This is a genomic window from Aliivibrio sp. S2TY2 (genome assembly GCF_028765525.1).
In the GTDB taxonomy this organism is placed as follows: Bacteria; Pseudomonadota; Gammaproteobacteria; order Enterobacterales; family Vibrionaceae; genus Aliivibrio; species Aliivibrio finisterrensis_A.
The window spans coordinates 182,250-204,046 of the sequence record NZ_JARACS010000004.1 but is presented as its reverse complement, the minus strand read 5'-3'; the positions used below and the strand labels follow the sequence as shown (position 1 = coordinate 204,046).

The window sequence follows — 21,797 nt, the reverse complement described above, 5'->3', positions numbered from 1 at the left end:
AAAGGCCACTCAAAATAAGTGGCCTATGATTACAATTAATGAGCGCCTTTTACTTGACTATTGATGTATAAGGTTTGCAATGTGTGGTAATCATTATCTAAAAGCTTACCGTTATTTGGAATCGATTCAGGGGTTATCGCCACCTCTGATGCCCATGGATATAATCGATCTGGCTGGTTATTTATATATATCCCCTGCTCTATCAACGTCATTTCTGGGTTATAACCAAATCGGTTTGTATCCGCTGTGCTCAACATATTCTCTCCACCTAAGCTGTAATACGTCGCTTCTGACAAGCTGAATGCATACAAGGTTGGGAAGATATCTTTGTGTGACCCTACGCGTTTTTCATCATAAAGATATGGCACTTGCTGTTGTATTTTTTCAGGCACATACAGATAAAATGGCACAGCATTGATGATGGCTAAATCATCTGGGTACTGCATCGTAAACCCTCTTAATTTATGATCCCCCGTCGCTGCTATTAGAGTTGAGTCACCTAATGAAGATTGCTTAATATCAGCAATAAATTCACCGAGTGCGTTATTGGCGTATTGATACGTTTCCAACAATCGCATCGCTTCCTCTTCGCCTTTTTGCATACGTCCTAATAATTGCTCACTCACTTTTAGTGGCTTAATATCATAATTTTTTGGCACTTCATAAGGCGTATGATTGGTTATCGTTAAGATATAAATCATCAGCGGTTGCGTGGCTTCTTTTAGCTCTTTTTCAGCTAATTTGAAGGCATATTCATCTGAAAGCCCCCACTCACCACGAAACGCTTCCGCTTCAGGAAAGGCTTTTAATATGGCATTTTCATCTAAGATCTCATCAAAGCCTTGTGCAGGTAAGTAGTTTGCTACATTGCGCCACATGCCATTGGTTGCTGTGATAAACAGCGTTTTGTAGCCTGCGTTTTTATATGGTCGTGCGGCCGCGGCGGCAACTTCCACTTTTTGAGCGGAGGAGTGACTGATGGTTGGTACATTACTTTGCCCTAGCATATTTACTAACGTGTTAATGGTTGCTGAGGTTTCTGCTAAAAATCGCTTAAACACAAAATCAGATTCAAAAGCAGGTCTTAATGCTCCTAATAAATCATTCTCTGGGTAATTATCTTCAACTAAGACATTAGTTCCCATGCCTTCCATTAACGCCATTACTACATGAGGTTTATTTTCTGCCAAATAAGCATTATAGGGCGTTGTAAACTGACCGGTTAAGTTACCAACCACCTTAGTAAACTGATCTTCTAAATCCACTTTGCTTACTGAGTGAAATTTATTCTGTTTTTTATAGTCACTTTTCGCCCACTCAAGTGCAATCAATCCATTCGGAGTTATGCTATTAAGCACTTTATAATCTGAAACTTGAGCGTGATAACGTTTTAATGGGTGAGATCCGAGTGTGCCTCGTGCAAAGAAGAAAATCAGTAGAATCATACCAATAACAGTTAATGTCGTGATCCCTTTATGTTGTGGCTTCCATCCCCATTGCTGCATTTTATTTACTGCAATACGTACAATAAAAGCAGATACAAAAGCTACTATCACACTGCTGATAAATGATAAAAAGATCGGATAATCTGCCCATGCATTGGCTAATACGGCTTTGGTGTCATCATCTGCTAATCCAAAAATAAATACATCAATGTGATTACCGTAGGTAAGGTAATAGTAGTAATTACCAATGGAGAAACCTGCAACAAGAAAGAAGATAACCCCTGCGTACCAAGGGATTATTTTTGCAAAGACGCGATACGCTTTTGGGAAAATAGCGAGAACCAGACCAATGAGCACTAAGGGTGCAAAACCGATTGCAGCAATTTTTAAATCAAAGCGTAGGCCTATAAATAGTGCGCGCCATAAATCTCCACCTCGATGCGCAAGCTCTGCAGTGTCGACAACATTGGCTAAAAACACCAAACGACCAATCGATAATATAATTACTGCGATGAAAACGGATAACCAAATGGCTCGACTGAGTTGTTTGAAATTTTGTTGGAAGTTCATAATTTCTCTATTTTGTTTTAGGTAATGGTTGGCACTTATCACACCAAAATGTATTTCGTTGTCCTATTTTCTCTTCTTGGATGAGAGATTTACAAATTAAGCACAGTTTATTGGCTCTGCCATACACATGCAATTCTTGTGCAAAGTAACCTGGTTTACCATCAACTTGATTAAAGTCTTTTAGGGTGGTTCCGCCTTGCTTAATTGCAGTTTCAAGCACTTTTTTTATTTCACTCACGAGTCTTTGTATTTGCTTTGGCTTCAATTTACCTACTGGTGTCTTAGGGTGTATTTTTGCCATAAATAAGGATTCACTGGCGTAGATGTTGCCCACTCCCACCACCACAGCGTTGTTCATAATAAACTGTTTTACGACGGTTTTTTTATTCTTTGCTTTTTCTGCGAAATAATCCGCAGTAAACACATCGGTTAGAGGCTCTGGACCAAGCTTAGCAAGCACTTCGTGTGGTACGCCTACTTCAGAATATAACCAAGCACCAAACTTACGTGGATCGTTATAACGAAGAAGTTTGCCGTTATCTAATAGAAGATCAACATGATCGTGCTTGGCTGGCGGGATCGTCTCATCAAGTATGCGTAAGCTGCCTGACATACCAAGATGAATAATGGCTGTCCCTGTTGGGGTGTCTATCATTAGGTATTTAGCCCGACGGCGAATGGATTGAATTCTTTGCCCGACGAGTTTTTGTAGCTCTTGTGGGATCGGCCAGCGTAGTTTCTCTGTTCTGACTGTGATCGCTTTGATCGTTTGGCCTTGTAAGTGCGGTGTTATTCCTAATCGGCTGGTTTCGACTTCTGGTAGTTCTGGCATTTTTGATCCTTTGTAAAATAAGGTTTCAGGTTTCAGGTTTCAGGAAGATCAAAAGCGAGCACTCCTGAATCCTGCAAGCGAAGCGTCCTGAGACCTGCTCTTCTATTTAAACAAATACCCTTCTTCCGCACTAACAGCAATCCATTCACTCTGCCAGTTCTGCATCATCCAAAAATTCGGGGCTTGATAGATAGTCACACGCTGTGGCTCTTCTTGATTTTCTAGCCACACTTCTACCGTGCTTGGTGCGGGTAATTTGGTTTTGAGTACTTTCACTGATGCTTCATTTAGTACGGTGCCTTCAAGAGTAAACCAACGTTCAATAAGTTTGCTATCTTGAACTGACATATCTGAAACAACATCATAACCTGCAAAATGCATTTTTTGAATGGCATTAGCACCTTCAAATAAAGGCTGTACGCCTGTTACTGTTTCTACTTGTTGTTCTGGTTCAAGTAAGTAGGTTTTGATCAGCTGTGGGGCTTGTAGTACGCCAATAAAGAGTAATACAAAGATGATCAGCATGTTATTGTATTTGCGGCGTGATGGTCTTTTCATTTTAAATCCTTTTTTTAAAAGCAGAGTTCAGATCGGTCGCAAGGTTTCAGGTTTCAGGAAAATCAAAAGCAAGCGCCTCAGAACTCTGCAAGCGGAGCGAACTGAATTCTAGATCTTTACTTACAACCCCTCCCAGCCTCCCCTTATATTGATATTATCAGCCAAGTAACCCCTTATATTGATATTATCAGCCAAGTAACTATGCCGATAAAGGGGAGGAGCTAGAAGCAAGCACTCCTGAAAACCTGCAAGCGAAGCGTCCTGAATCCTGCTTTTACTGCTCTTCCGCGCAAAAAAAAACCCAGCAACAAGGCTGGGTTTTCAATATTATCAAAGTTGCAATCAGTAATCGAATTACTTGATTTTAGCTTCTTTGTAAAGAACGTGCTGACGTACAACAGGATCAAATTTTTTGATCTCCATTTTGCCAGGCATGTTACGTTTGTTCTTATCTGTTGTGTAGAAGTGACCAGTGTTAGCAGTTGATACTAACTTGATTTTCTCACGTGCGCCTTTAGCCATTTTTCAGATTCCTCTTAAACGTTCTCGCCACGAGCACGCATATCTGCAAGAACGGTATCAATACCTTTCTTATCAATGATACGCATACCTTTAGCGGTAAGACGAAGTTTAACGAAGCGTTTTTCGCTTTCTACCCAGAAACGATGAGTTTGTAGGTTCGGCAGAAAACGACGCTTGGTGGCATTTTTTGCGTGTGAGCGGTTGTTACCAACTGCAGGACGCTTACCAGTTACTTGGCATACTCGGGACATTGCTGTCTTCTCCAAATCGTTTCAGCTCGATATCACCTTGGTGGCAAAAAACCACTAGATATTTCAAATGAAATAACTAATTCAAGGCTATCAAAGGTCGCGCATTATACTAACTGAATGCGCATTGCTCAAGACCCAAAGGGATCCTTTTTACTGTTTTTTGTGTTTTTTTTATTCAATCGGTAAAAAAAACACTCAAATCCAGCCCCTTTCGGCAAAAGAGACTATTTCTCCATCACCGATCACAAAATGATCAAGGACTCGGATATCTACCAATTCTACCGCATCTGAAATACGTTTTGTAATTCTTCTGTCGGCTTGACTTGGCTCGGCGACGCCGGAAGGGTGATTATGCGCTAAAATGATGGCGGCTGCATTATAATCTATCGATCTTTTTACAACTTCTCTCGGATATACCGCTGCCGCGTCGATTGTTCCTTCAAATAACACCTCCCCTTTTAGCACTCGATGTTGATTATCTAAGAACAAAACATAAAACGCTTCTCTGTGTCGGTCCCTTAACATTTTTGTTAGGTAACGTTTTGTATGCTCAGGACTGGTGAGTGCATCTTCTTTCTCCATGGTTTCAAATAAATAACGCTCCGTCATCTCCACAACGGCTTGCAGTTGAGCAAACTTTGCCGTGCCCAATCCTTTATGGCTGCAAAACTCCCCTTCATTGGAACTAAGTAACCTTCTTAATGACCCAAACTCTTTTAATAGCTTATCTGCCAACTCGATTGCATTCATCCCCCGGATACCGGTGCGAAGAAAAATAGCCAGTAACTCGGCATCGGTTAATGACTTTGGCCCAAGAGCGAGTAATTTCTCTCTTGGGCGAGATTCCTCTGGTAGATTCATTAAAGACATAAATAACTCGTTCGGTGGATACTATTTATACAGCCTACGCATAATAAATAACGACTGCCTTTTTGATTTAATGCCCTTCGACTTGGTTCAAAGCTTGATTGCAATTATGTTTTTGCTCATTTACTTACTTGAAGAGATTGAAGTGCATCACTCTGAAAAAAAATTATGCTATGGTTAGCGCATTACGATGAATCACTTATTAAGGTTATTAGTGTCATGGCATCTCTCTCAGGAAAACGCATTCTTCTTGGTATCAGCGGCGGCATTGCAGCGTATAAATGTGCCGAGCTAACTCGTCGGCTTATTGAGCGAGGCGCAGAAGTACGTGTTGTCATGACAACGGCGGCTAAAGAGTTTATTACCCCATTAACAATGCAAGCGGTCTCTGGCCACCCAGTCGCAGACAGTTTATTGGACCCTGCGGCTGAAGCATCAATGGGGCACATTGAGTTAGCTAAATGGGCCGATATCGTATTACTTGCTCCAGCTACGGCAGATTTAATTGCTCGTATGGCAGCGGGAATGGGTAATGATTTATTAAGTACATTAATATTAGCGACCGATTCTCCGATTGCGGTGTCTCCCGCGATGAACCAACAAATGTACGCTAATATCGCTACACAAGAGAACATTGCGACATTAACTCGTCGTGGTATGCGTATTTGGGGGCCGGCAGCAGGCCAACAAGCGTGTGGTGATGTGGGTATGGGTCGTATGCTTGAGCCGATGGATCTAGTTCATTTATGTGAAGACTTCTTTCATAAGGATGAAGATAAGCCGCTTTATGGTCACTCTCTGTTAATTACTGCAGGTCCGACTCGTGAAGCGCTTGATCCGGTTCGCTATATCTCAAACCACAGTTCAGGAAAAATGGGCTTTGCGATTGCACAAGCAGCAGCGCAATTAGGTGCTGATGTGACGTTAGTAAGCGGCCCTGTGAACCTTGCGACACCCGATAACGTGAAACGCATTGATATTGAAAGTGCCGAGCAAATGCATACAGCGGTAATGAATAATGCGGCGTCTCACTCTATTTTTGTTGCCTGTGCTGCGGTGGCTGATTTCAGACCAAGTCAAATGGCGACTCAAAAAATGAAGAAAACTGCCGATGAAGATGGCATGACAATCTCCATGGTGAAAAACCCTGATATCGTGGCTTCTGTGGCTGCTATGATTGAGCAACGCCCATTTACGGTTGGCTTTGCTGCAGAAACACAAGATGTTGAGAAGTATGCTCGTGGTAAATTGGAGCGTAAAAATCTAGATATGATCTGCGCGAACGATGTTTCAATTCAAGGACAAGGCTTTAATAGTAATGACAATGCCCTTCATCTATATTGGAAAGGCGGCGATAAAGCTTTACCGTTGAGTTCGAAGACAGAGTTGGGTAAGGCGATTATGTTGGAGATAGTTGAAAGACTATAAAAGCAGGATTCAGGACGCTTCGCGCAAAGGGTTCAGGAAAAGCCAGAGCAGAGTTCAGAGGCACTTGCTTTTGATCTTCCTGAAACCTGAATCCTGAAATCTGCTCTTTAATAGGAGCGAAGCAGCCTAGATTCTAGTTTCAGAACCATCAAATCAAAAAGACAAAGGAACCACAATGACGACAACAAAAAAAACAAATCGTCGTGATGAAATATTACAAGCGCTAGCAGAAATGCTGGAATCTAACGAAGGTGCTTCACGCATTACTACCGCGAAACTTGCCAAACAAGTGGGAGTCTCTGAAGCCGCGTTATATCGCCACTTTCCAAGCAAAGCAAAAATGTTTGAAGGCTTGATTGAGTTTATTGAAGAGTCTTTATTTTCTCGTATTAATCGAATTATTGAAGACGAAAAAGATACATTAAAACGTATTGAACTATTATTAAAACTGCTACTGGCATTTGCAGAGCGTAATCCGGGGTTAACTCGTATTATGACGGGTCATGCTTTAATGTTTGAAAATGAGCGCCTTCGTGAGCGTATCAGTCAGTTATTTGAACGTATTGAACTGCAATTTAAACAGATCCTTCGTGAGCGTATGCTGCGTGAAGGTAAAGCGTTTCCTGTTGATGAAGCCATTTTGGCAGCACAGCTTGTTGGTCAAGTGGAAGGCAGTTTCTGTCGCTTTGTGCGCTCTGATTTTAAATACCAACCAACCGCTAATTTTAATGAATATTGGGCGCTGCTTAGTGCTCAAATCCGATAGCTTGATTTAAATAGGTTTACGATGTCAAAGTACCCAGCTCCGCAATTTTCTACCGCCCTTCTTCACCCTAAATACTGGGGTGTTTGGTTTGGGTTTGGTTTATTGTTCGCTACCGTTACTCTTCTTCCTTATAAGGCAACCAATAAACTTGGTCGAGCGATTGGATTATTAGGCTTAAAGTTAGGTAAATCCCGAGCTCATGTGGCACGCCGAAATTTAGAGCTCGCTTTTCCAGAAATGGACTCTTCAGAGCGCGAAGCCATTGTTATTGAGAACTTTAAAAACTCAGGACTTGCCATTTTTGAAACCGCAATCGCATGGATATGGCCAAATTGGCGTATTGAAAAACATTTTAGTTTTGAGAATAAACAACACATGCTTGATCTTGAAGCTCAAGGCCGAGGCGTACTTGTTGTCTGTGTACACGCATTAAATCTTGAGTTAACTGCACGTGCCTTCTCTCTATTTGCACCGGGTTATGGTGTTTATCGTCCGCACACTAACCCTACGTATGATTTCATTCAATATTGGGGCCGTACTCGCTTTGGTCACCATATGGTGGACAGAAAAGACGTAAAAGGCATGCTACGTGTATTACGAAAAGGCGAGCGTTTATGGTATTTACCTGATCACGACTACAACCGTAAAAACTCCGTATTTGTGCCTTTCTTTGCAGTGCCAGATGCTTGTACCACCGTCGGCTCTGACATTTTGATCAGCGCAAGTAAATGTGCTGTCGTTACGGCTTCTGGATTTAGAACTTACAATAATTATCACCTACAAATTGATAATGACATTAGTGAGCAATTTCCGAAGAAAGATCCCGTTGGTGTCGCAACAGTAATGAACCAAGCAGTAGAACGTGTCATTTTACGCTGTATCCCACAATGGATGTGGCTACATAAGCGTTTTAAAACCATGGAAGATCCAAGCATTAAGAAAGGCATTCGCTACGATTAACGCAGAAAGCATATGCCTTTCAAGGAAGAGAAATGAAAACCAATTTAATTACTCGTGAGGGATTCAATAAGCTACAAGATGAACTCACGTTTCTATGGAAGGAAGAGCGCCCAGAAGTCACTAAAAAGGTGACTTGGGCGGCAAGCTTAGGTGATCGCAGTGAAAACGCGGATTATCAATACAACAAAAAACGCCTGCGTGAAATAGACCGCCGTGTGCGCTATTTGCGTAAGCGTTTAGACCAAGTAAAAGTGGTCGACTACTCTCCTCAGCAAGATGGCAAAATCTTTTTCGGTGCGTTCGTTGAAATTGAAAACGAACAAGGCGATACCCTCTCTTTTCGCATTGTCGGCCCAGATGAAATATTTGGCCGTCACGATTACATCTCGATTGATTCCCCTATGGCGCGAGCGCTGATCAAAAAAGAAGTGGATGAAGAAGCGGTAGTAAAGACGCCTGAAGGGGATAAAGAGTGGTTTGTGAATTCGATTAGGTACTAGGAGCAGGACGCAACAAGTTGCTTAAGGGCGCTTCGCTTAAAGGCGGACTTCGTCCTTAAGGATTCAGGAAGAGCAAAATAGTGATCGTTGAAATTACAGCACCAAAGAAGGTTCTCCCCCTTTATCTCTAAAGTTATGAAAGTGGCATTGTTAATATAAGGGGGAGTTAGAGGGGGTTGGTGACACCATACTCTAGTGATTAAGATAAACTAAACATTATCGCTAGCAACCCCTCCTAGCCTCCCCTTAGATAGACATTTGCTACCAATCAGCATTTATGAACAAGGGGAGGAACTGTATTGTGATCGCTTGAACTACCACGACCTCCTCTGAACCCTGCAAGGGAGCTTGCGACCGATCTGAACCCTGCTCTTTGCTTCTATCCAATAATTTTTAATTAAAAAAGAATCAAAAATGATAATAAACATAATTGCCAAAGAACTTAACGTTCGCCCTCAACAAGTTGCAGCAGCCGTTCAATTGATTGACGAAGGCAGCACCATCCCATTTATTGCGCGTTACCGTAAAGAAGTAACTGAAGGCTTGGATGATACTCAACTTCGTACCCTTGATACGCGTTTAACTTACCTACGTGAGTTGGATGATCGTCGTCAGTCAATTTTAAAATCGATCAAAGAGCAGGACAAACTGACGCCTGAATTAGAGCGTGAGATTTTAGATGCCGACAGTAAAACTCGTCTTGAAGATTTGTATCTACCCTTTAAACGTAAGCGTCGCACGAAAGGCCAAATTGCCATTGAAGCCGGTATTGAACCACTGGCTGATTTACTGTGGACACAGCCTGAAAATAATCCTGAAGATGCCGCTCAATCGTACATTGATGCCGATAACGGGTTTGCTGATACCAAAGCCGTACTTGATGGTGCTCGTGCCATCTTGATGGAGCGCATGGCTGAAGACGCTAACTTACTTGAAAAAGTGCGTAACTACTTAACCACAAATGCGGAATTAAGCTCTAAAATGGTCGATGGCCAAGAGCACGCTGGTGAGAAATTTAAAGATTACTTTGAGCATAATGAAAAACTAACCCGTGTTCCTTCTCACCGTGCGCTTGCGATGCTTCGTGGTCGTAACGAAGGCTTCTTACAGCTATCAATTAACGCAGACCCGAATCAAGAAGAAGGCGTTCGTGGCTCTTACTGTGAAATCATCATCGCTAATCATTATGGCATTACCCTAGGTTCTCAACCTGCGGATTTGTGGCGTAAGCAAGTGATCAGCTGGGCATGGCGCATTAAGATTTTAATGCACATGGAAACCGAGTTAATGGGGGCATTAAAAGAGCGTTCTGAAAACGAAGCAATTGATGTTTTTGCCACTAACCTTAAAGACTTATTAATGGCTGCGCCTGCTGGCCTTAAAACGACATTAGGTTTAGACCCGGGTTTACGTACTGGTACTAAAGTTGCCGTTGTAGACGCAACAGGCAAGGTATTGGCAACAGATACTATCTACCCTAACCAACCTCACAACCAAATAGCTAAATCTGCACACACAATTGAAACGTTAATTAAAAAACACAACGTGGATTTGATTGCGATTGGTAATGGTACCGCTTCACGCGAAACCGATGCATTTGTTGGTGATTTACTAAAGCAATCAGGCTTATCGGCAACAAAAATCATCGTGAGTGAAGCAGGAGCTTCTGTCTATTCAGCATCTGAATTAGCCGCAAAAGAGTTCCCAGATTTAGATGTATCAATCCGTGGCGCGGTCTCTATCGCTCGTCGCTTGCAAGATCCTCTGGCAGAGCTAGTAAAAATTGACCCTAAAGCGATTGGTGTTGGTCAATATCAACACGATGTTAGCCAAAGCCAATTAGCGAAGAAGCTAGATGCGGTTATTGAAGACTGTGTGAACGCCGTTGGTGTTGATGTAAATACGGCATCTTCTGCATTATTAACGCGAGTTGCTGGCTTATCAACGACGATCGCACAAAATATTGTTGATTACCGCGATGAAAACGGTCGCTTTGAAAACCGTACCACACTGAAAAAAGTGGCACGTTTAGGGCCTAAGGCGTTTGAACAATGTGCTGGTTTCTTACGTGTAATGAATGGTAAAAACCCACTGGATGCCTCAGCCGTTCACCCTGAAGCTTACCCTGTTGTGAAATCCATTGCTGAGAAAAATGGTAAAGCGATTGATGCAATTATTGGTAACACTGAGTTCTTACGCTCAGTAGCGGCTAACGATTACATTAGTGCGGATTTTGGCTTACCAACAGTAACAGACATTATCTCTGAGCTTGATAAGCCGGGCCGAGATCCTCGTCCTGAGTTCAAAACAGCAACCTTTGCAGATGGCGTAAATACGGTGTCGGATCTTGAACTAGGTATGGTTCTAGAAGGTGTGGTGTCTAACGTAGCTAACTTTGGTGCCTTTGTTGATATCGGTGTTCACCAAGATGGTTTGGTTCATATCTCTGCACTGAGCGATACTTTTGTTTCTGACCCGCGTGAAGTGGTTAAAGCAGGCGATATCGTAAAAGTGAAGGTGATGGAAGTCGATGTGCAACGTAAGCGTATCGCCCTTTCTATGCGCTTGAATGATCAGCCAGGGGAAGATAACCGCCCTCAACGTCAATCAAATAAACCACAGCAACGTAATGAGCGTGCTCATGCATCAAGACCGTCCTCTTCTACAAGACAACAGCGTCAAAGCAATGATGTTGGTAATGCAGCGATGGGTGGTGCGTTTGCAGCGGCGTTTGCGAAGGCGAAGAAGTAACAATATGGAAAGTGAAGCTAGAAACGATACGCTTCGCTGACTAGAGACTATAAGATCGTGTATAGCTGGCGTGGTGATAACTTAGGTTTCAGGACGCTACGCTTGCAGGTTTCAGGTGTACTCGATTTTGAACTTCCTGAAGCCTGAGACCTGAAACCTCGCTTTTGCTTTTATAGAAGCGCAGCGATCTAGTTAGCGCAGCGTATAATCTCTAGCCTCAAAGCACTGCCAATATATCCGACGGATTATTCGGTACCACCGCTTTATCATAATGAAAACTGATCACACTGCGTCGGCGCACCATTCTTCCCATCTCAGCCAGTTTCTCTAGTAGCTCTTTAGGTAAATTGAAACGCATGGTGTACCCCGTGCCCTCACCTTGCGCATACGTATCTAACGACAACAATCGAGCGAGTTTTGCTAGATCATCGTCTACATCATACAAGGTGCCGATGTGAGGTTTTTTTTCTGCTTTCTCTTCAAGCACATCATAACCAGGGTGATCTGATGGTTCCCACGCATCGCGTTTATGTTGTTTATCGTCGCCTTTAATCGCTTTTTCAGACGTCGTCTCACTCATCTTTGTCGTTGCCACAACAGGCTTTTTAACACGATTTTCACGTGCTACTTGTTCTGTTGGCAAATTAACAGAAGGTGCAATAAGCGGCACGCTAATACTGTTAGTTGAAAAGTTCATAAAACGTTTCCTTATCGAAAAACTAGGCGTAATAAACTAAGACAAAACCGCTATTGTTGTTGTAAAAAATAGCGCAGCTCAGCGATAAACTCATCACTGTGCGAAATAAATGGTGCGTGTGAGGCTTGCTCAAATACCACCTTACTTGAATTAGGGAGCAAGGTATCCATATCTTGAGCAACTTTAATGGGTACTAAACCATCTAAACGACCGTACATTCGACATACTGGCATCGTTAATTGAGATAGACGTTCTCTTAGATCTATATCGGCCAAAATCGCCAAACCTGTAGCTAAAGCCGCTTGATTTGGTGATGGTCTTGAAAACACCGCACGTTTTACCTGTTTTATGTCTTGTTTAGCATTTGGACTTCCCATCGCTTGCAATGCCATAAAGCGCTCAACCGTCAGGGTAAAATCATCTTTAAGCTGCTCTGTAAACTGAGATAACACCACAGGTTTAATTCCCCTCCATCCTTTTTCAGCAGAGAATCGTGGTGAGCTTGCTACGGTAATCAATTGGCTTACTCGCTCAGGTGCCGTTAACGCCGCTTGAGTTGCGATTAAACCACCAAGAGACCATCCAAGCCACGCCGCTTTTGCTGGTGCTTGAGTTAATACTTGTTTCACCATCTCATCAAAATCAGCACTGCCAAGCTCGGCACTGTGTCCATAACCTGATAAATCTACGGAGTGAACTCGATATTGCGAGCGCAGTTTCTCTACCGTAGGTTGCCACACTGCTCCGTTCATTCCCCATCCGTGAATGAGAACCAGATCGGAACCTTCGCCTTCCGTTTGCCAATAAAGAGAGCTTGTCATCTACACTGCCTATTCGTGTTCAAAAATAATGGATGGTTAAGTGTTCATCAGGTTACTTCGAAGGTCAATGCAAAAATTAGGTACAAGTCATTGCGACTATTGCCGTTTAGCTATGCCTGCTTCAGAAACGATTTGGTGTCAAAAGTGTATCGCCTTAATTCCTAAAGTTCCGCGTTGTCGGCAATGTGGCTTGCAAACCGAACATGAAACAGAGGTGTGCGGTGAGTGCTTAACCCATCCACCACAATGGGAACGCTTGTTTTGTGTGAGTGATTATACTGAGCCTTTACGTGAATACGTTGGCCGCCTTAAATACGCTCAACATTTTTGGTTAGCTCAAGATTTAGGGGTATTACTGAGTAAACAGATCTCTGACCCCGCTCCGCTTATTCTTCCTGTTCCTCTCCATTGGAAGCGTTTTTGGTGGCGTTCATATAACCAAAGTGATCATCTTGGTTGGACTCTGGCACAACAGTTTAATTTGAACGGTATGGCTTCTCGCTGTGACAACAAGATATTAAAGCGCATTAAGGCAACTCGGCCTCAACAAGGACTTTCAAGATCGTTTCGACAAACCAACCTACTTGGTGCGTTTAAAGTGGCTAAACCGATTACTGAAAAGCATGTCGCTATTGTTGATGATGTGGTGACTACAGGAGCCACGATTGATCTGCTGTGTATTGAGTTGAGAAAATCGGGGGTTGAGAGAATTGATGTTTATACGATTTGTCGAACAGGGCGGGGCTAGGGACTATACGCTGCGCTAACTAGAGACTATAGAAGCCTGTATGACTGATGTAATGATATTTTAGGTTTCAGGACGCTTTGCTTGCAGGATTCAGGGGTGCTCGCTTTTGATCTTCCTAAAACCTGAGACCTGAACCCTCGCTTTGCTCTTATAGAAGCGAAGCCGTCTACTCTTAAAAACCTTAGCAAACGATTGCTTTTCATTTGTTTATCTATAGAATACCGTCCCAATTGATTAACTACTCATTTTAATCAACCAACCCCAATAGAGATAGGTTCTGATTAACAGCAATCACAGATTGACACCTACTCACTTCAAACTCCCATTCAGCGAGCTTTGAAGACAACGTTATATTATTAGGAATATCGGCCATGACCGTTAAAAACAACACCACAAAACCATCTGAACTGATTTATCAATTAGATGAGCGTCCACCACTTCCGCAAACTTTATTTGCTGCACTTCAGCATTTATTGGCGATGTTTGTCGCGATTATTACTCCATCTCTGATCATCTGTCAGACGCTTGGTGTCCCTGCTGCAGAAACCAATACCATCATAAGTATGTCTCTGTTCGCTTCTGGTATTTCTTCTTTTATTCAAATTAAAACCTTTGGCCCAATTGGCTCTGGTCTTCTTTCTGTTCAAGGTACTAGCTTCAACTTCTTAGGCCCAATCATTGGTGCAGGTCTGGCGCTTAAAGCTGGTGGTGCTGATGTTCCGACTATGATGGCTGCGATTTTCGGCACTATCTTAGTTGCATCTACTGCTGAAATTTTCCTTTCTCGTGTTCTTGAGTACGCACAAAAAATTATAACGCCATTAGTGTCTGGTATCGTTGTGACATTAATTGGTTTAACACTTATTCAAGTCGGCCTTGTGTCTATGGGGGGCGGTTACTCTGCAATGGGTGAAGGTACATTTGGTAGCCTTGATAAATTGGCTCTTGCTGGCACTGTTTTACTTATTATTGTGGTATTAAATCGTGCAACTAACCCTTACCTACGTATGGCATCTATCGTGATAGCGATGGCTGTTGGTACTTTAGCTGCATGGGCAATGGGAATGCTTAATACCAATATGGAGCACGATGCTGAACTTATCGCGCTGCCAATTCCTATGCAATATGGCTTAAGCTTTGATTGGTCTCTGTTTATTCCTCTGGTTCTAATCTTCTTAATTACCGCGCTAGAAGCGATTGGCGATATTACTGCAACGTCTGAAGTATCAGGCCAACCAGTAAAAGGACCTATATACATCAAGCGTATTAAAGGTGGCGTATTAGCTGATGGCCTTAACTCTGCCATTGCTGCCGTGTTTAACAGTTTTCCTAACTCAACCTTCAGCCAAAACAACGGCGTAATTTTATTAACTGGCGTTGCAAGTCGTTACGTTGGTTATTTTATTGCTGGTATGTTGGTTATTCTTGGCCTATTCCCTGGTGTTGCAAGCATGGTGCAAATCATTCCTGAGCCGGTACTTGGTGGCGCAACGATTGTGATGTTCGGTACTATTGCTGCGGCAGGTGTGCGTATTATCTCTCGTGTTGAGCTAGACCGTCGTGCAATCCTAATCATGGCAATGTCTTTCTCTATGGGTCTTGGTTTAGCTCAAAAACCTGAGATCCTTCAGTTCATGCCTGAGATGATTAAGAATATTTTCTCATCTGGTGTAACCGCTGGTGGTGTGACGGCCATTCTTCTGAATATTATTCTTCCAAGTAATGAAGTACTAAAGGAAGAGCTGGACGCAACAAGTTGCTAAAGGACGCTTCGCTTAAGGGCGGACTTCGTCCTTAAGAAAAAACAGAAAGGCCGCAGATGATGATCGTCTGCGGCCTTTTTTATGCTTGAGGAGAAATAGCTAGAGGCTATACGCTGCGCTAATTAGAAACTATAAGAGCGAGTATGGCTGATGTGATGAGTTTTTAGGTTTCAGGACGCTGCGCTTGCAGGTTTCAGGTGTACTCGCTTTTGAGTTTCCTGAAACCTGAGACCTGAACCCTCGCTTTTGCTCTTCTTCGCCACTGCTCTACCCCAGCGGCAATTCAACCTGAACCTTCAACCCACCTTCACGACGGTTCGACAAACTCACCGCACCTTGGTGTTGACCAACAATTCGCTTAACAATCGCCAAACCTAAGCCCGTTCCTTCGCTACCTCTAGCTGTATCACCGCGAGTAAATGGTTCAAATACCGATTCTAATTGGGATTCATCAATACCCGAGCCATTATCTTCAATAATAATCCATGCTGTTTTGTGATCAGCAGAGACACGAGTGGAGACTGAAATCCAATCGCCGCCATAACGAATCGCATTCACTACAAGATTAGTCACAACTCGTTTAATGGCAATCGCATTACCGTGAAGAGATTTAGGGATCTCAGCTAAGTTGGTTTTGATTTCACGCTCATAGCCCCCTTCAGCCAAAATCACTTCATTAACGATAGTGTTGATATCAACATCAATGAAGTCTTGTTTTGCTACTGGCTTAAGATAATCCATAAACTGACCGATGATTTCATTACACTCCTCAGTATCTTTAATCATACTTTCAGCTAAGTAATCATCTTGAGGTGACATCATTTCGGTTGCTAAACGAATGCGTGTTAATGGAGTACGAATATCATGACTCACCCCAGCCATTAATAATGCTCTGTCTTGTTCTAGTTGCTGGATCCCTTTTGACATTTGGTTAAAAGCACGAGTTACCGCTTGAATTTCTGATGCGCCTTTTTCTGGTAATGGTTCTGGGATCTCACCTTTACCTACTTTACGTGCGGCGGTTTGCAGAGCCATTAATGGCCGATTTTGAATTTTAATAAATGCCCACCCACCCAAAATCACTAATAACGCGATAAATAGACTATTTCTGAATAACGGAGCAAAGTCTTCTTCTTGTAACTCCGAAAGCGGTATTCGCATATAAAACTCTGGCATTGCTTCTGTTTTCATCCAGAGAACATAGCTTTCAGCTCCTAATATCAAACGCACTTCTGTTGGTGACTCTAACTCCTGAGTCATCTCTTCACTTAAAAATTCAACTGGGTTCGCCTGATAATACTCTCTCATTTCAGGATCATGCTCATCATGAATACTGACACCAAGCTGCTCTAGTAATTGACGGCGCAATGGTTGGTCTAGTTGAATATTTGTTCCATTTTTCAATGTGACGTCTTCAGCCAACATTAACCGAACTTCATAAGCCAAAATGCGGTTGAATTGCTGCAAACTAGGTAGTAAAGCGTAATTAAATACAGCGAGATAAGAGAATACCTGACTAGCAATAAGAAGGGATGCGAGGAGTAAAAGGGTTCTGGCGAAGGTACTTTTCATGGGAGTTCTCTGTGGTTGTTAAGTTGAAGAGAGCTAGAAACGATAACAGCAGGTATGGTTGATGTAGTAAATTCTAGGTTTCAGGGCGCTTCGCTTGCAGGTTTCAGGAAGAACAGAGTTCAGATCACTTCGCTAGCAGAATTCGGAGGTATTAGCTTTTAGCTCCTCCCCCTTAATAAGGGGGAGGCTGGGAGGGGGTCAAGAACTAACAGCGCATAATCAAGTTAGCTATGAACTCAACTCCAACTTCACCGCAATAACCCCTCCCTAGCCCTCCCCTTATCAAGGAGAGGGAACTGTATTTTTGACGCTTCAATTACAACGCTCCCCCCTGAAACCGGCAAGGGAGCTTGCGACCGATCTGAATCCTGCTTTTGCTCTTCCTAAAACCTGAATCCCGCTCTTACGCTTCTGCCCCATCAGGAACAAACACATAACCTAATCCCCATACCGTTTGGATATAACGAGGACGGCTTGGATCTTCTTCAATCATACGGCGAAGACGAGAGATCTGAACATCGATAGAGCGTTCCATTGCTGAATACTCACGACCACGTGCCATGTTCATCAACTTATCACGCGACATTGGCTCACGCATGTTCGTCACAAGTGATTTAAGTACTGCAAATTCACCTGATGTTAATGGCATCGGCTCTTCGTTGCGGAACATCTCACGCGTACCTAAGTTTAGACGGAACTCGCCAAACTCAACCATTTTGTCTTCTGCGCTTGGTGCTCCAGGTGCTTCAATTACTTGACGACGCAGAACCGCACGAATACGCGCTAATAGTTCACGTGGATTAAATGGTTTTGGAAGGTAATCATCTGCACCCACTTCTAAACCAACAATACGATCGATTTCATCGCCTTTTGCTGTCAGCATTAAAATCGGCAACATATTGTTCGCGCTGCGTAAACGACGGCAAATAGATAGGCCATCTTCACCTGGCAACATTAAGTCCAATACCATTAGGTGAAACGTTTCACGAGCCAATAAGCGATCCATTTGCTCACTATTAGCTACACTACGTACTTGAAAGCCTTGCTCTGATAAATAACGCTCTAATAACGAACGAAGGCGAGCATCATCATCAACTACTAAAATCTTATGGTTTTCTTGCATGGGCTTAACCTCAATATATGTCTTATTTCAGTTTACTCGTAACTTTAAGCAATAGAAGTGCTATTTCATAAAAAATGAGAGGTGAAATTGTTACTTTTTATGTAACAGCTTCAAATTTTACGTATAAAATAAAGAATTAAGATAGCTTTACATGTCATATTGACTATTTAGTTAATAACAATCATGGGCACGATAGATTAGTGAGTAAATATGTTAGTCGGATATAAACGAGCACAATGCAAAAAGGTTCTGGTTATCAACCGTAAAGGTGGTGCTGGGAAATCAACCTTTGCGATTGCAATGGCATCTTTCTACGCTCATCAGAATGTAAAAACTGAAATTATCGATCTCGACCCTCAGGGTACTAGTCACTTTTGGGGAAGCAAAAACGATGGGGTTAGAACAACTAAATTTTTACCTTCTTCTAATGTGCCTTTTTCTTTAGCTTTGCGATTAGAAGCAGATACTCGAATTACGGTAATTGATTCGCCTTCTAACTTTAGTCAATTTGAGATGGAAAAATACATTTCAATGGTGGATAAAATTGTCTTTCCGGTACAACCCTCACCCATTGATGTCCACTCTATGCTAGGGTTTATTAAAGATTTAATTAAATCTCCTGCTTTTAAACAAAACAATGTTGAGCTTGCGTTTGTGATCACTCGTTGTAAAGAAAACAAACAAGGCACTGAGTTCGTCAATAAAGTACTACAACACATGAAATATCCTTTATTAGGAACCATGTCGGAAAGTCAGGCATATCAAAATATGTTTTCTGAAAAAAACAGCTTTTTGATTCATCACCCTGATTTAGATAAACCACTATGGCAAAACATGAAACAGTGGCTAAATGTTGATATGACACCACCACAAACAGCAGAGCCAGAAATAAAAAAAGTGGCTGAGCCGAAGCCAACCACTTATCGTTCTCTATTGAAAAGGCGTTATTAGTGCCTTATTGTTTGGTGTTTGAAATTAGATACCAAACTCTGCACGATACGCTTTTACCGCTTCAAGTTGCTCAGCATTACCGCCTTTTTCTTCTAAGAATGAGATCAAGTCAGTTAAGCTTACGATTGAGATAATTGAACAACCAAAATCACGTTCAACTTCTTGAATCGCAGATAACTCACCTTTGCCTTTTTCTTGGCGATCAATCGCAACAAGAACACCAGCCAGATCAGCACCATTTGCTTGGATGATTTCCATTGATTCACGGATTGCGGTACCAGCCGTAATCACGTCATCCACTAGCATAATACGACCTTCAAGAGCACTACCGACTAGGTTGCCACCTTCACCGTGATCTTTTGCTTCTTTACGGTTAAAGCAGTATGGCTTATCTGTGTCATGGTGATCCGCTAGCGCTACTGCTGTGGTTGTAGCGATTGGGATACCTTTATACGCTGGGCCGAATAATACATCGTAATCAATACCTGAGTCTGCCAATGCTGCCGCGTAAAAACGACCTAGACGCGCTAGATCACGACCGGTATTAAATAAGCCAGCGTTGAAAAAATATGGGCTTGTGCGGCCTGACTTTAAAGTAAACCCACCAAATTTTAGTACTTCTTTCTCAAGGGCAAATTCAATAAACTCACGCTGGTATGCTTTCATTTTCATTCTCTCTTTTTGGTATTGTGATATTTAAAATAAAAAACTATACGCTACGCTAACTAGAAACTAGACCGCTTCGCTCCTATAAGAGCAAAGGGTTCAGGTCTCAGGTTTCAGGAAGGTCAAAAGCGAGTACACCTGAAACCTGCAAGCGTAGCGTCCTGAATCCTAGAACTCAGCTCTTAACACATAAAAAAATAGCCCCTGAATCAGGAGCCATTAAAATCAATTATTCGGCCAACGCCGCTTTCTGCTTCTCAATGATATCATTGATGCCCTGTTGCGCCAGAGCCAGCATGTCTAACAATTCTTGGTGAGAGAACGGCGCTTCTTCTGCCGTGCCCTGCACTTCAATCATCTTACCGTCTTCCATCATTACGACGTTCATATCGGTATCGGCTGCTGAGTCTTCTACATACTCCAAGTCACAAATCGCTTCGCCGTTGTAGATACCAACAGAAACCGCAGCAACATGGCCTTTCATAGGGTTCGTCTTTAACTTGCCCGATGCAATCATGTGATTGATAGCGTCTGCTAATGCAACACTTGCGCCTGTGATAGATGCCGTACGAGTACCACCGTCAGCTTGAATAACGTCACAGTCAACTGTGATCATTTGCTCACCTAGTGCTTCTAGGTCAACGGCTGCACGTAAACTACGAGCGATCAAACGTTGGATTTCCATCGTACGACCACCTTGTTTACCGCTTGCTGCTTCACGGCGATTACGAGTGTGTGTTGCGCGAGGTAGCATGCCGTATTCAGCCGTTACCCAACCTTTACCTTTGCCTTTTAACCAGCGAGGAACATTTTCTTCAACACTTGCAGTACAAATTACTTTTGTATTACCAAATTCAACTAATACAGAGCCTTCTGCGTGTGCAGTAAAGTTACGAGTAAGAGTAATTGGACGGACTTGCTGAGCTGTTCTTCCGCTAGGACGCATGGCAGATACCTTGATTATGACAAATTGTCGGCGATTATACCGAACTCGTATAATAAAGCATAGCTCCCGTTTCTCTAGTTACTCACTATTGCGCTTATCTGTTATAGTATTGCGATATTTTATTCATCATCCTTCCTATTGATGATTTGAGGACGCTTACATGATCTACAGTATGACGGCTTATGCACGCCGCGAAGTAAAAGCTGATTGGGGTAACGCTGTGTGGGAAATCCGCTCAGTGAACCAACGTTATTTAGAAACTTATTTCCGTATGCCAGAACAGTTCCGAGGTTTAGAGCCTGTTCTTCGTGAGCGTTTCCGTAAGCGTCTTGCTCGCGGTAAAGTAGAATGTCATCTACGTTTTGAAGCAAACAACGCAGCAAGCAACGAACTAAAAATTAATGAAGATTTAGCTCGCCAAGTAATTAAAGCGGCGCAGTGGGTGAAAACAGAATCTGGCGAAGGCGGCATTAACCCTTTCCAAGTTCTGCAATGGCAAGGTGTGATGGAAGCACCAGAGCAAGATTTCGATTCAATCAATAAAGAATTATTGGCGGAATTTGAACTGGCTGTGAATGATTTTGTTGAAGCACGTGCGAGCGAAGGCGAAAACATGAAAGCACTGATCGTTCAGCGTTTAGATGCGATCACTGAAGAAGCCGCAAAAGTTCGTGCTCGTATGCCTGAGATTCTAGAATGGCAACGTAACCGTCTGCTAACTAAATTTGAAGATGCGAAAATTGAATTAGACTCTTCTCGTGTTGAACAAGAGCTTATCCTTCTTGCTCAAAAATCTGACGTAGCTGAAGAGCTAGACCGTTTAGATTCACACGTAAAAGAAACAACCAACGTAATGAAGAAAGGCGGCGCTTGTGGCCGTAAACTTGATTTCATGATGCAAGAATTTAACCGTGAAGCAAATACGCTGGCGTCTAAATCTATTAGCACAGACATCACAGCATCGGGTGTTGAGTTAAAAGTACTTATCGAACAAATGCGTGAACAAATTCAGAATATTGAATAATCAGTTCTGATCATCGCTTACAAAAAAGCCTCGTTG

At 42.6% G+C, this 21,797-nt stretch carries 21 protein-coding genes; 9 read left to right on the top strand and 12 right to left on the bottom strand.

The genetic code is table 11. The annotated features are described in order from the left end of the window. Positions 1-35 precede the first annotated feature (35 nt). The 6 genes from PVK63_RS09095 to radC form a co-directional block, all read right to left on the bottom strand. Positions 36-2,015, bottom strand: coding sequence for an LTA synthase family protein (locus PVK63_RS09095; protein WP_274449252.1), 1,980 nt, complete (start codon positions 2,013-2,015; stop codon positions 36-38). A gap of 7 nt (positions 2,016-2,022) precedes the next feature. Continuing rightward, positions 2,023-2,847: a bifunctional DNA-formamidopyrimidine glycosylase/DNA-(apurinic or apyrimidinic site) lyase gene (mutM, locus tag PVK63_RS09090; RefSeq protein ID WP_274440273.1), complete on the bottom strand. Its 825-nt coding sequence runs from the start codon at positions 2,845-2,847 to the stop codon at positions 2,023-2,025. Positions 2,848-2,949: 102 nt separating this feature from the next. Next, on the bottom strand, positions 2,950-3,405 hold the full coding sequence (locus PVK63_RS09085; RefSeq protein ID WP_274440274.1) for a hypothetical protein: 456 nt from the start codon (positions 3,403-3,405) through the stop codon (positions 2,950-2,952). A gap of 354 nt (positions 3,406-3,759) precedes the next feature. Further along, positions 3,760-3,927, bottom strand: a complete 168-nt coding sequence (gene rpmG, locus PVK63_RS09080) for a 50S ribosomal protein L33 (protein ID WP_012549068.1) — start codon at positions 3,925-3,927, stop codon at positions 3,760-3,762. Positions 3,928-3,941: 14 nt separating this feature from the next. Continuing rightward, positions 3,942-4,178, bottom strand: a complete 237-nt coding sequence (gene rpmB / locus PVK63_RS09075) for a 50S ribosomal protein L28 (protein WP_130045066.1) — start codon at positions 4,176-4,178, stop codon at positions 3,942-3,944. Positions 4,179-4,373: 195 nt separating this feature from the next. Further along, entirely contained in the window at positions 4,374-5,048 is a 675-nt protein-coding gene (radC, locus tag PVK63_RS09070; protein ID WP_130045068.1) for a RadC family protein, read from the bottom strand. 216 nt (positions 5,049-5,264) lie between these two features. Between radC and coaBC the strand changes: the two genes are divergently transcribed. The 5 genes from coaBC (at position 5,265) to PVK63_RS09045 (ending at position 11,450) form a co-directional block, all read left to right on the top strand. After that, positions 5,265-6,473, top strand: a complete 1,209-nt coding sequence (coaBC, locus tag PVK63_RS09065) for a bifunctional phosphopantothenoylcysteine decarboxylase/phosphopantothenate--cysteine ligase CoaBC (protein ID WP_274440275.1) — start codon at positions 5,265-5,267, stop codon at positions 6,471-6,473. A 175-nt stretch (positions 6,474-6,648) separates the two neighbouring features. Then, complete coding sequence (gene slmA, locus PVK63_RS09060; RefSeq protein WP_130047956.1) at positions 6,649-7,239, top strand: nucleoid occlusion factor SlmA; 591 nt, start codon at positions 6,649-6,651, stop codon at positions 7,237-7,239. 21 nt (positions 7,240-7,260) lie between these two features. Next, positions 7,261-8,199 (top strand): Kdo(2)-lipid IV(A) acyltransferase, encoded by a 939-nt coding sequence (locus PVK63_RS09055; protein ID WP_274440276.1) that lies wholly within the window; start codon positions 7,261-7,263, stop codon positions 8,197-8,199. A gap of 32 nt (positions 8,200-8,231) precedes the next feature. Next, positions 8,232-8,699, top strand: a complete 468-nt coding sequence (gene greB / locus PVK63_RS09050; RefSeq protein ID WP_130045074.1) for a transcription elongation factor GreB — start codon at positions 8,232-8,234, stop codon at positions 8,697-8,699. A 414-nt stretch (positions 8,700-9,113) separates the two neighbouring features. Next, positions 9,114-11,450 carry a Tex family protein gene (locus PVK63_RS09045; RefSeq protein WP_274440277.1) on the top strand — a complete coding sequence of 779 codons (2,337 nt, stop codon included), beginning with the start codon at positions 9,114-9,116 and terminating at the stop codon, positions 11,448-11,450. Between the two features lie 217 nt (positions 11,451-11,667). Here the strand turns inward: PVK63_RS09045 and PVK63_RS09040 are convergent, their stop codons facing one another. Together PVK63_RS09040 and bioH are read right to left on the bottom strand one after the other, a co-directional pair. After that, positions 11,668-12,147 carry an ATP-dependent Lon protease gene (locus tag PVK63_RS09040; protein WP_274440278.1) on the bottom strand — a complete coding sequence of 160 codons (480 nt, stop codon included), beginning with the start codon at positions 12,145-12,147 and terminating at the stop codon, positions 11,668-11,670. A 50-nt stretch (positions 12,148-12,197) separates the two neighbouring features. Continuing rightward, positions 12,198-12,968 (bottom strand): pimeloyl-ACP methyl ester esterase BioH, encoded by a 771-nt coding sequence (bioH, locus tag PVK63_RS09035; protein WP_274440279.1) that lies wholly within the window; start codon positions 12,966-12,968, stop codon positions 12,198-12,200. A gap of 67 nt (positions 12,969-13,035) precedes the next feature. Between bioH and PVK63_RS09030 the strand changes: the two genes are divergently transcribed. Together PVK63_RS09030 and PVK63_RS09025 are read left to right on the top strand one after the other, a co-directional pair. After that, positions 13,036-13,716, top strand: a complete 681-nt coding sequence (locus PVK63_RS09030) for a ComF family protein (RefSeq protein ID WP_274440280.1) — start codon at positions 13,036-13,038, stop codon at positions 13,714-13,716. 371 nt (positions 13,717-14,087) lie between these two features. Further along, positions 14,088-15,479, top strand: a complete 1,392-nt coding sequence (locus tag PVK63_RS09025; protein ID WP_274440281.1) for a uracil-xanthine permease family protein — start codon at positions 14,088-14,090, stop codon at positions 15,477-15,479. A gap of 267 nt (positions 15,480-15,746) precedes the next feature. Here the strand turns inward: PVK63_RS09025 and envZ are convergent, their stop codons facing one another. Both envZ and ompR read right to left on the bottom strand, forming a co-directional pair. Further along, on the bottom strand, positions 15,747-17,051 hold the full coding sequence (gene envZ / locus PVK63_RS09020; protein ID WP_130045085.1) for a two-component system sensor histidine kinase EnvZ: 1,305 nt from the start codon (positions 17,049-17,051) through the stop codon (positions 15,747-15,749). Between the two features lie 403 nt (positions 17,052-17,454). Then, positions 17,455-18,174, bottom strand: a complete 720-nt coding sequence (ompR, locus tag PVK63_RS09015; RefSeq protein ID WP_130047964.1) for an osmolarity response regulator transcription factor OmpR — start codon at positions 18,172-18,174, stop codon at positions 17,455-17,457. 210 nt (positions 18,175-18,384) lie between these two features. Here ompR and PVK63_RS09010 point away from each other — a divergent pair, with 210 nt between their 5' ends. Further along, entirely contained in the window at positions 18,385-19,125 is a 741-nt protein-coding gene (locus PVK63_RS09010; protein ID WP_274440282.1) for a ParA family protein, read from the top strand. Between the two features lie 24 nt (positions 19,126-19,149). On the opposite strand, the gene pyrE is transcribed toward PVK63_RS09010, so the two are convergent. Together pyrE and rph are read right to left on the bottom strand one after the other, a co-directional pair. After that, positions 19,150-19,791, bottom strand: coding sequence for an orotate phosphoribosyltransferase (gene pyrE, locus PVK63_RS09005; RefSeq protein WP_274440283.1), 642 nt, complete (start codon positions 19,789-19,791; stop codon positions 19,150-19,152). Between the two features lie 229 nt (positions 19,792-20,020). Beyond that, positions 20,021-20,737: a ribonuclease PH gene (gene rph / locus PVK63_RS09000; protein WP_130045092.1), complete on the bottom strand. Its 717-nt coding sequence runs from the start codon at positions 20,735-20,737 to the stop codon at positions 20,021-20,023. Positions 20,738-20,897: 160 nt separating this feature from the next. Between rph and PVK63_RS08995 the strand changes: the two genes are divergently transcribed. Then, positions 20,898-21,761 carry a YicC/YloC family endoribonuclease gene (locus PVK63_RS08995; RefSeq protein ID WP_130047966.1) on the top strand — a complete coding sequence of 288 codons (864 nt, stop codon included), beginning with the start codon at positions 20,898-20,900 and terminating at the stop codon, positions 21,759-21,761. Positions 21,762-21,797: the final 36 nt, after the last annotated feature.

Excerpts from the sequence above, each read along its gene's own strand:
- PVK63_RS09095 (WP_274449252.1), bottom strand. The coding sequence starts at position 2,015 with ATGAACTTCCAACAAAATTTCAAACAACTCAGTCGAGCCATTTGGTTA.
- mutM (WP_274440273.1), bottom strand. The coding sequence starts at position 2,847 with ATGCCAGAACTACCAGAAGTCGAAACCAGCCGATTAGGAATAACACCG.
- PVK63_RS09085 (WP_274440274.1), bottom strand. The coding sequence starts at position 3,405 with ATGAAAAGACCATCACGCCGCAAATACAATAACATGCTGATCATCTTT.
- rpmG (WP_012549068.1), bottom strand. The coding sequence starts at position 3,927 with ATGGCTAAAGGCGCACGTGAGAAAATCAAGTTAGTATCAACTGCTAAC.
- rpmB (WP_130045066.1), bottom strand. The coding sequence starts at position 4,178 with ATGTCCCGAGTATGCCAAGTAACTGGTAAGCGTCCTGCAGTTGGTAAC.
- radC (WP_130045068.1), bottom strand. The coding sequence starts at position 5,048 with ATGTCTTTAATGAATCTACCAGAGGAATCTCGCCCAAGAGAGAAATTA.
- coaBC (WP_274440275.1), top strand. The coding sequence starts at position 5,265 with ATGGCATCTCTCTCAGGAAAACGCATTCTTCTTGGTATCAGCGGCGGC.
- slmA (WP_130047956.1), top strand. The coding sequence starts at position 6,649 with ATGACGACAACAAAAAAAACAAATCGTCGTGATGAAATATTACAAGCG.
- PVK63_RS09055 (WP_274440276.1), top strand. The coding sequence starts at position 7,261 with ATGTCAAAGTACCCAGCTCCGCAATTTTCTACCGCCCTTCTTCACCCT.
- greB (WP_130045074.1), top strand. The coding sequence starts at position 8,232 with ATGAAAACCAATTTAATTACTCGTGAGGGATTCAATAAGCTACAAGAT.
- PVK63_RS09045 (WP_274440277.1), top strand. The coding sequence starts at position 9,114 with ATGATAATAAACATAATTGCCAAAGAACTTAACGTTCGCCCTCAACAA.
- PVK63_RS09040 (WP_274440278.1), bottom strand. The coding sequence starts at position 12,147 with ATGAACTTTTCAACTAACAGTATTAGCGTGCCGCTTATTGCACCTTCT.
- bioH (WP_274440279.1), bottom strand. The coding sequence starts at position 12,968 with ATGACAAGCTCTCTTTATTGGCAAACGGAAGGCGAAGGTTCCGATCTG.
- PVK63_RS09030 (WP_274440280.1), top strand. The coding sequence starts at position 13,036 with ATGCAAAAATTAGGTACAAGTCATTGCGACTATTGCCGTTTAGCTATG.
- PVK63_RS09025 (WP_274440281.1), top strand. The coding sequence starts at position 14,088 with ATGACCGTTAAAAACAACACCACAAAACCATCTGAACTGATTTATCAA.
- envZ (WP_130045085.1), bottom strand. The coding sequence starts at position 17,051 with ATGAAAAGTACCTTCGCCAGAACCCTTTTACTCCTCGCATCCCTTCTT.
- ompR (WP_130047964.1), bottom strand. The coding sequence starts at position 18,174 with ATGCAAGAAAACCATAAGATTTTAGTAGTTGATGATGATGCTCGCCTT.
- PVK63_RS09010 (WP_274440282.1), top strand. The coding sequence starts at position 18,385 with ATGTTAGTCGGATATAAACGAGCACAATGCAAAAAGGTTCTGGTTATC.
- pyrE (WP_274440283.1), bottom strand. The coding sequence starts at position 19,791 with ATGAAAGCATACCAGCGTGAGTTTATTGAATTTGCCCTTGAGAAAGAA.
- rph (WP_130045092.1), bottom strand. The coding sequence starts at position 20,737 with ATGCGTCCTAGCGGAAGAACAGCTCAGCAAGTCCGTCCAATTACTCTT.
- PVK63_RS08995 (WP_130047966.1), top strand. The coding sequence starts at position 20,898 with ATGATCTACAGTATGACGGCTTATGCACGCCGCGAAGTAAAAGCTGAT.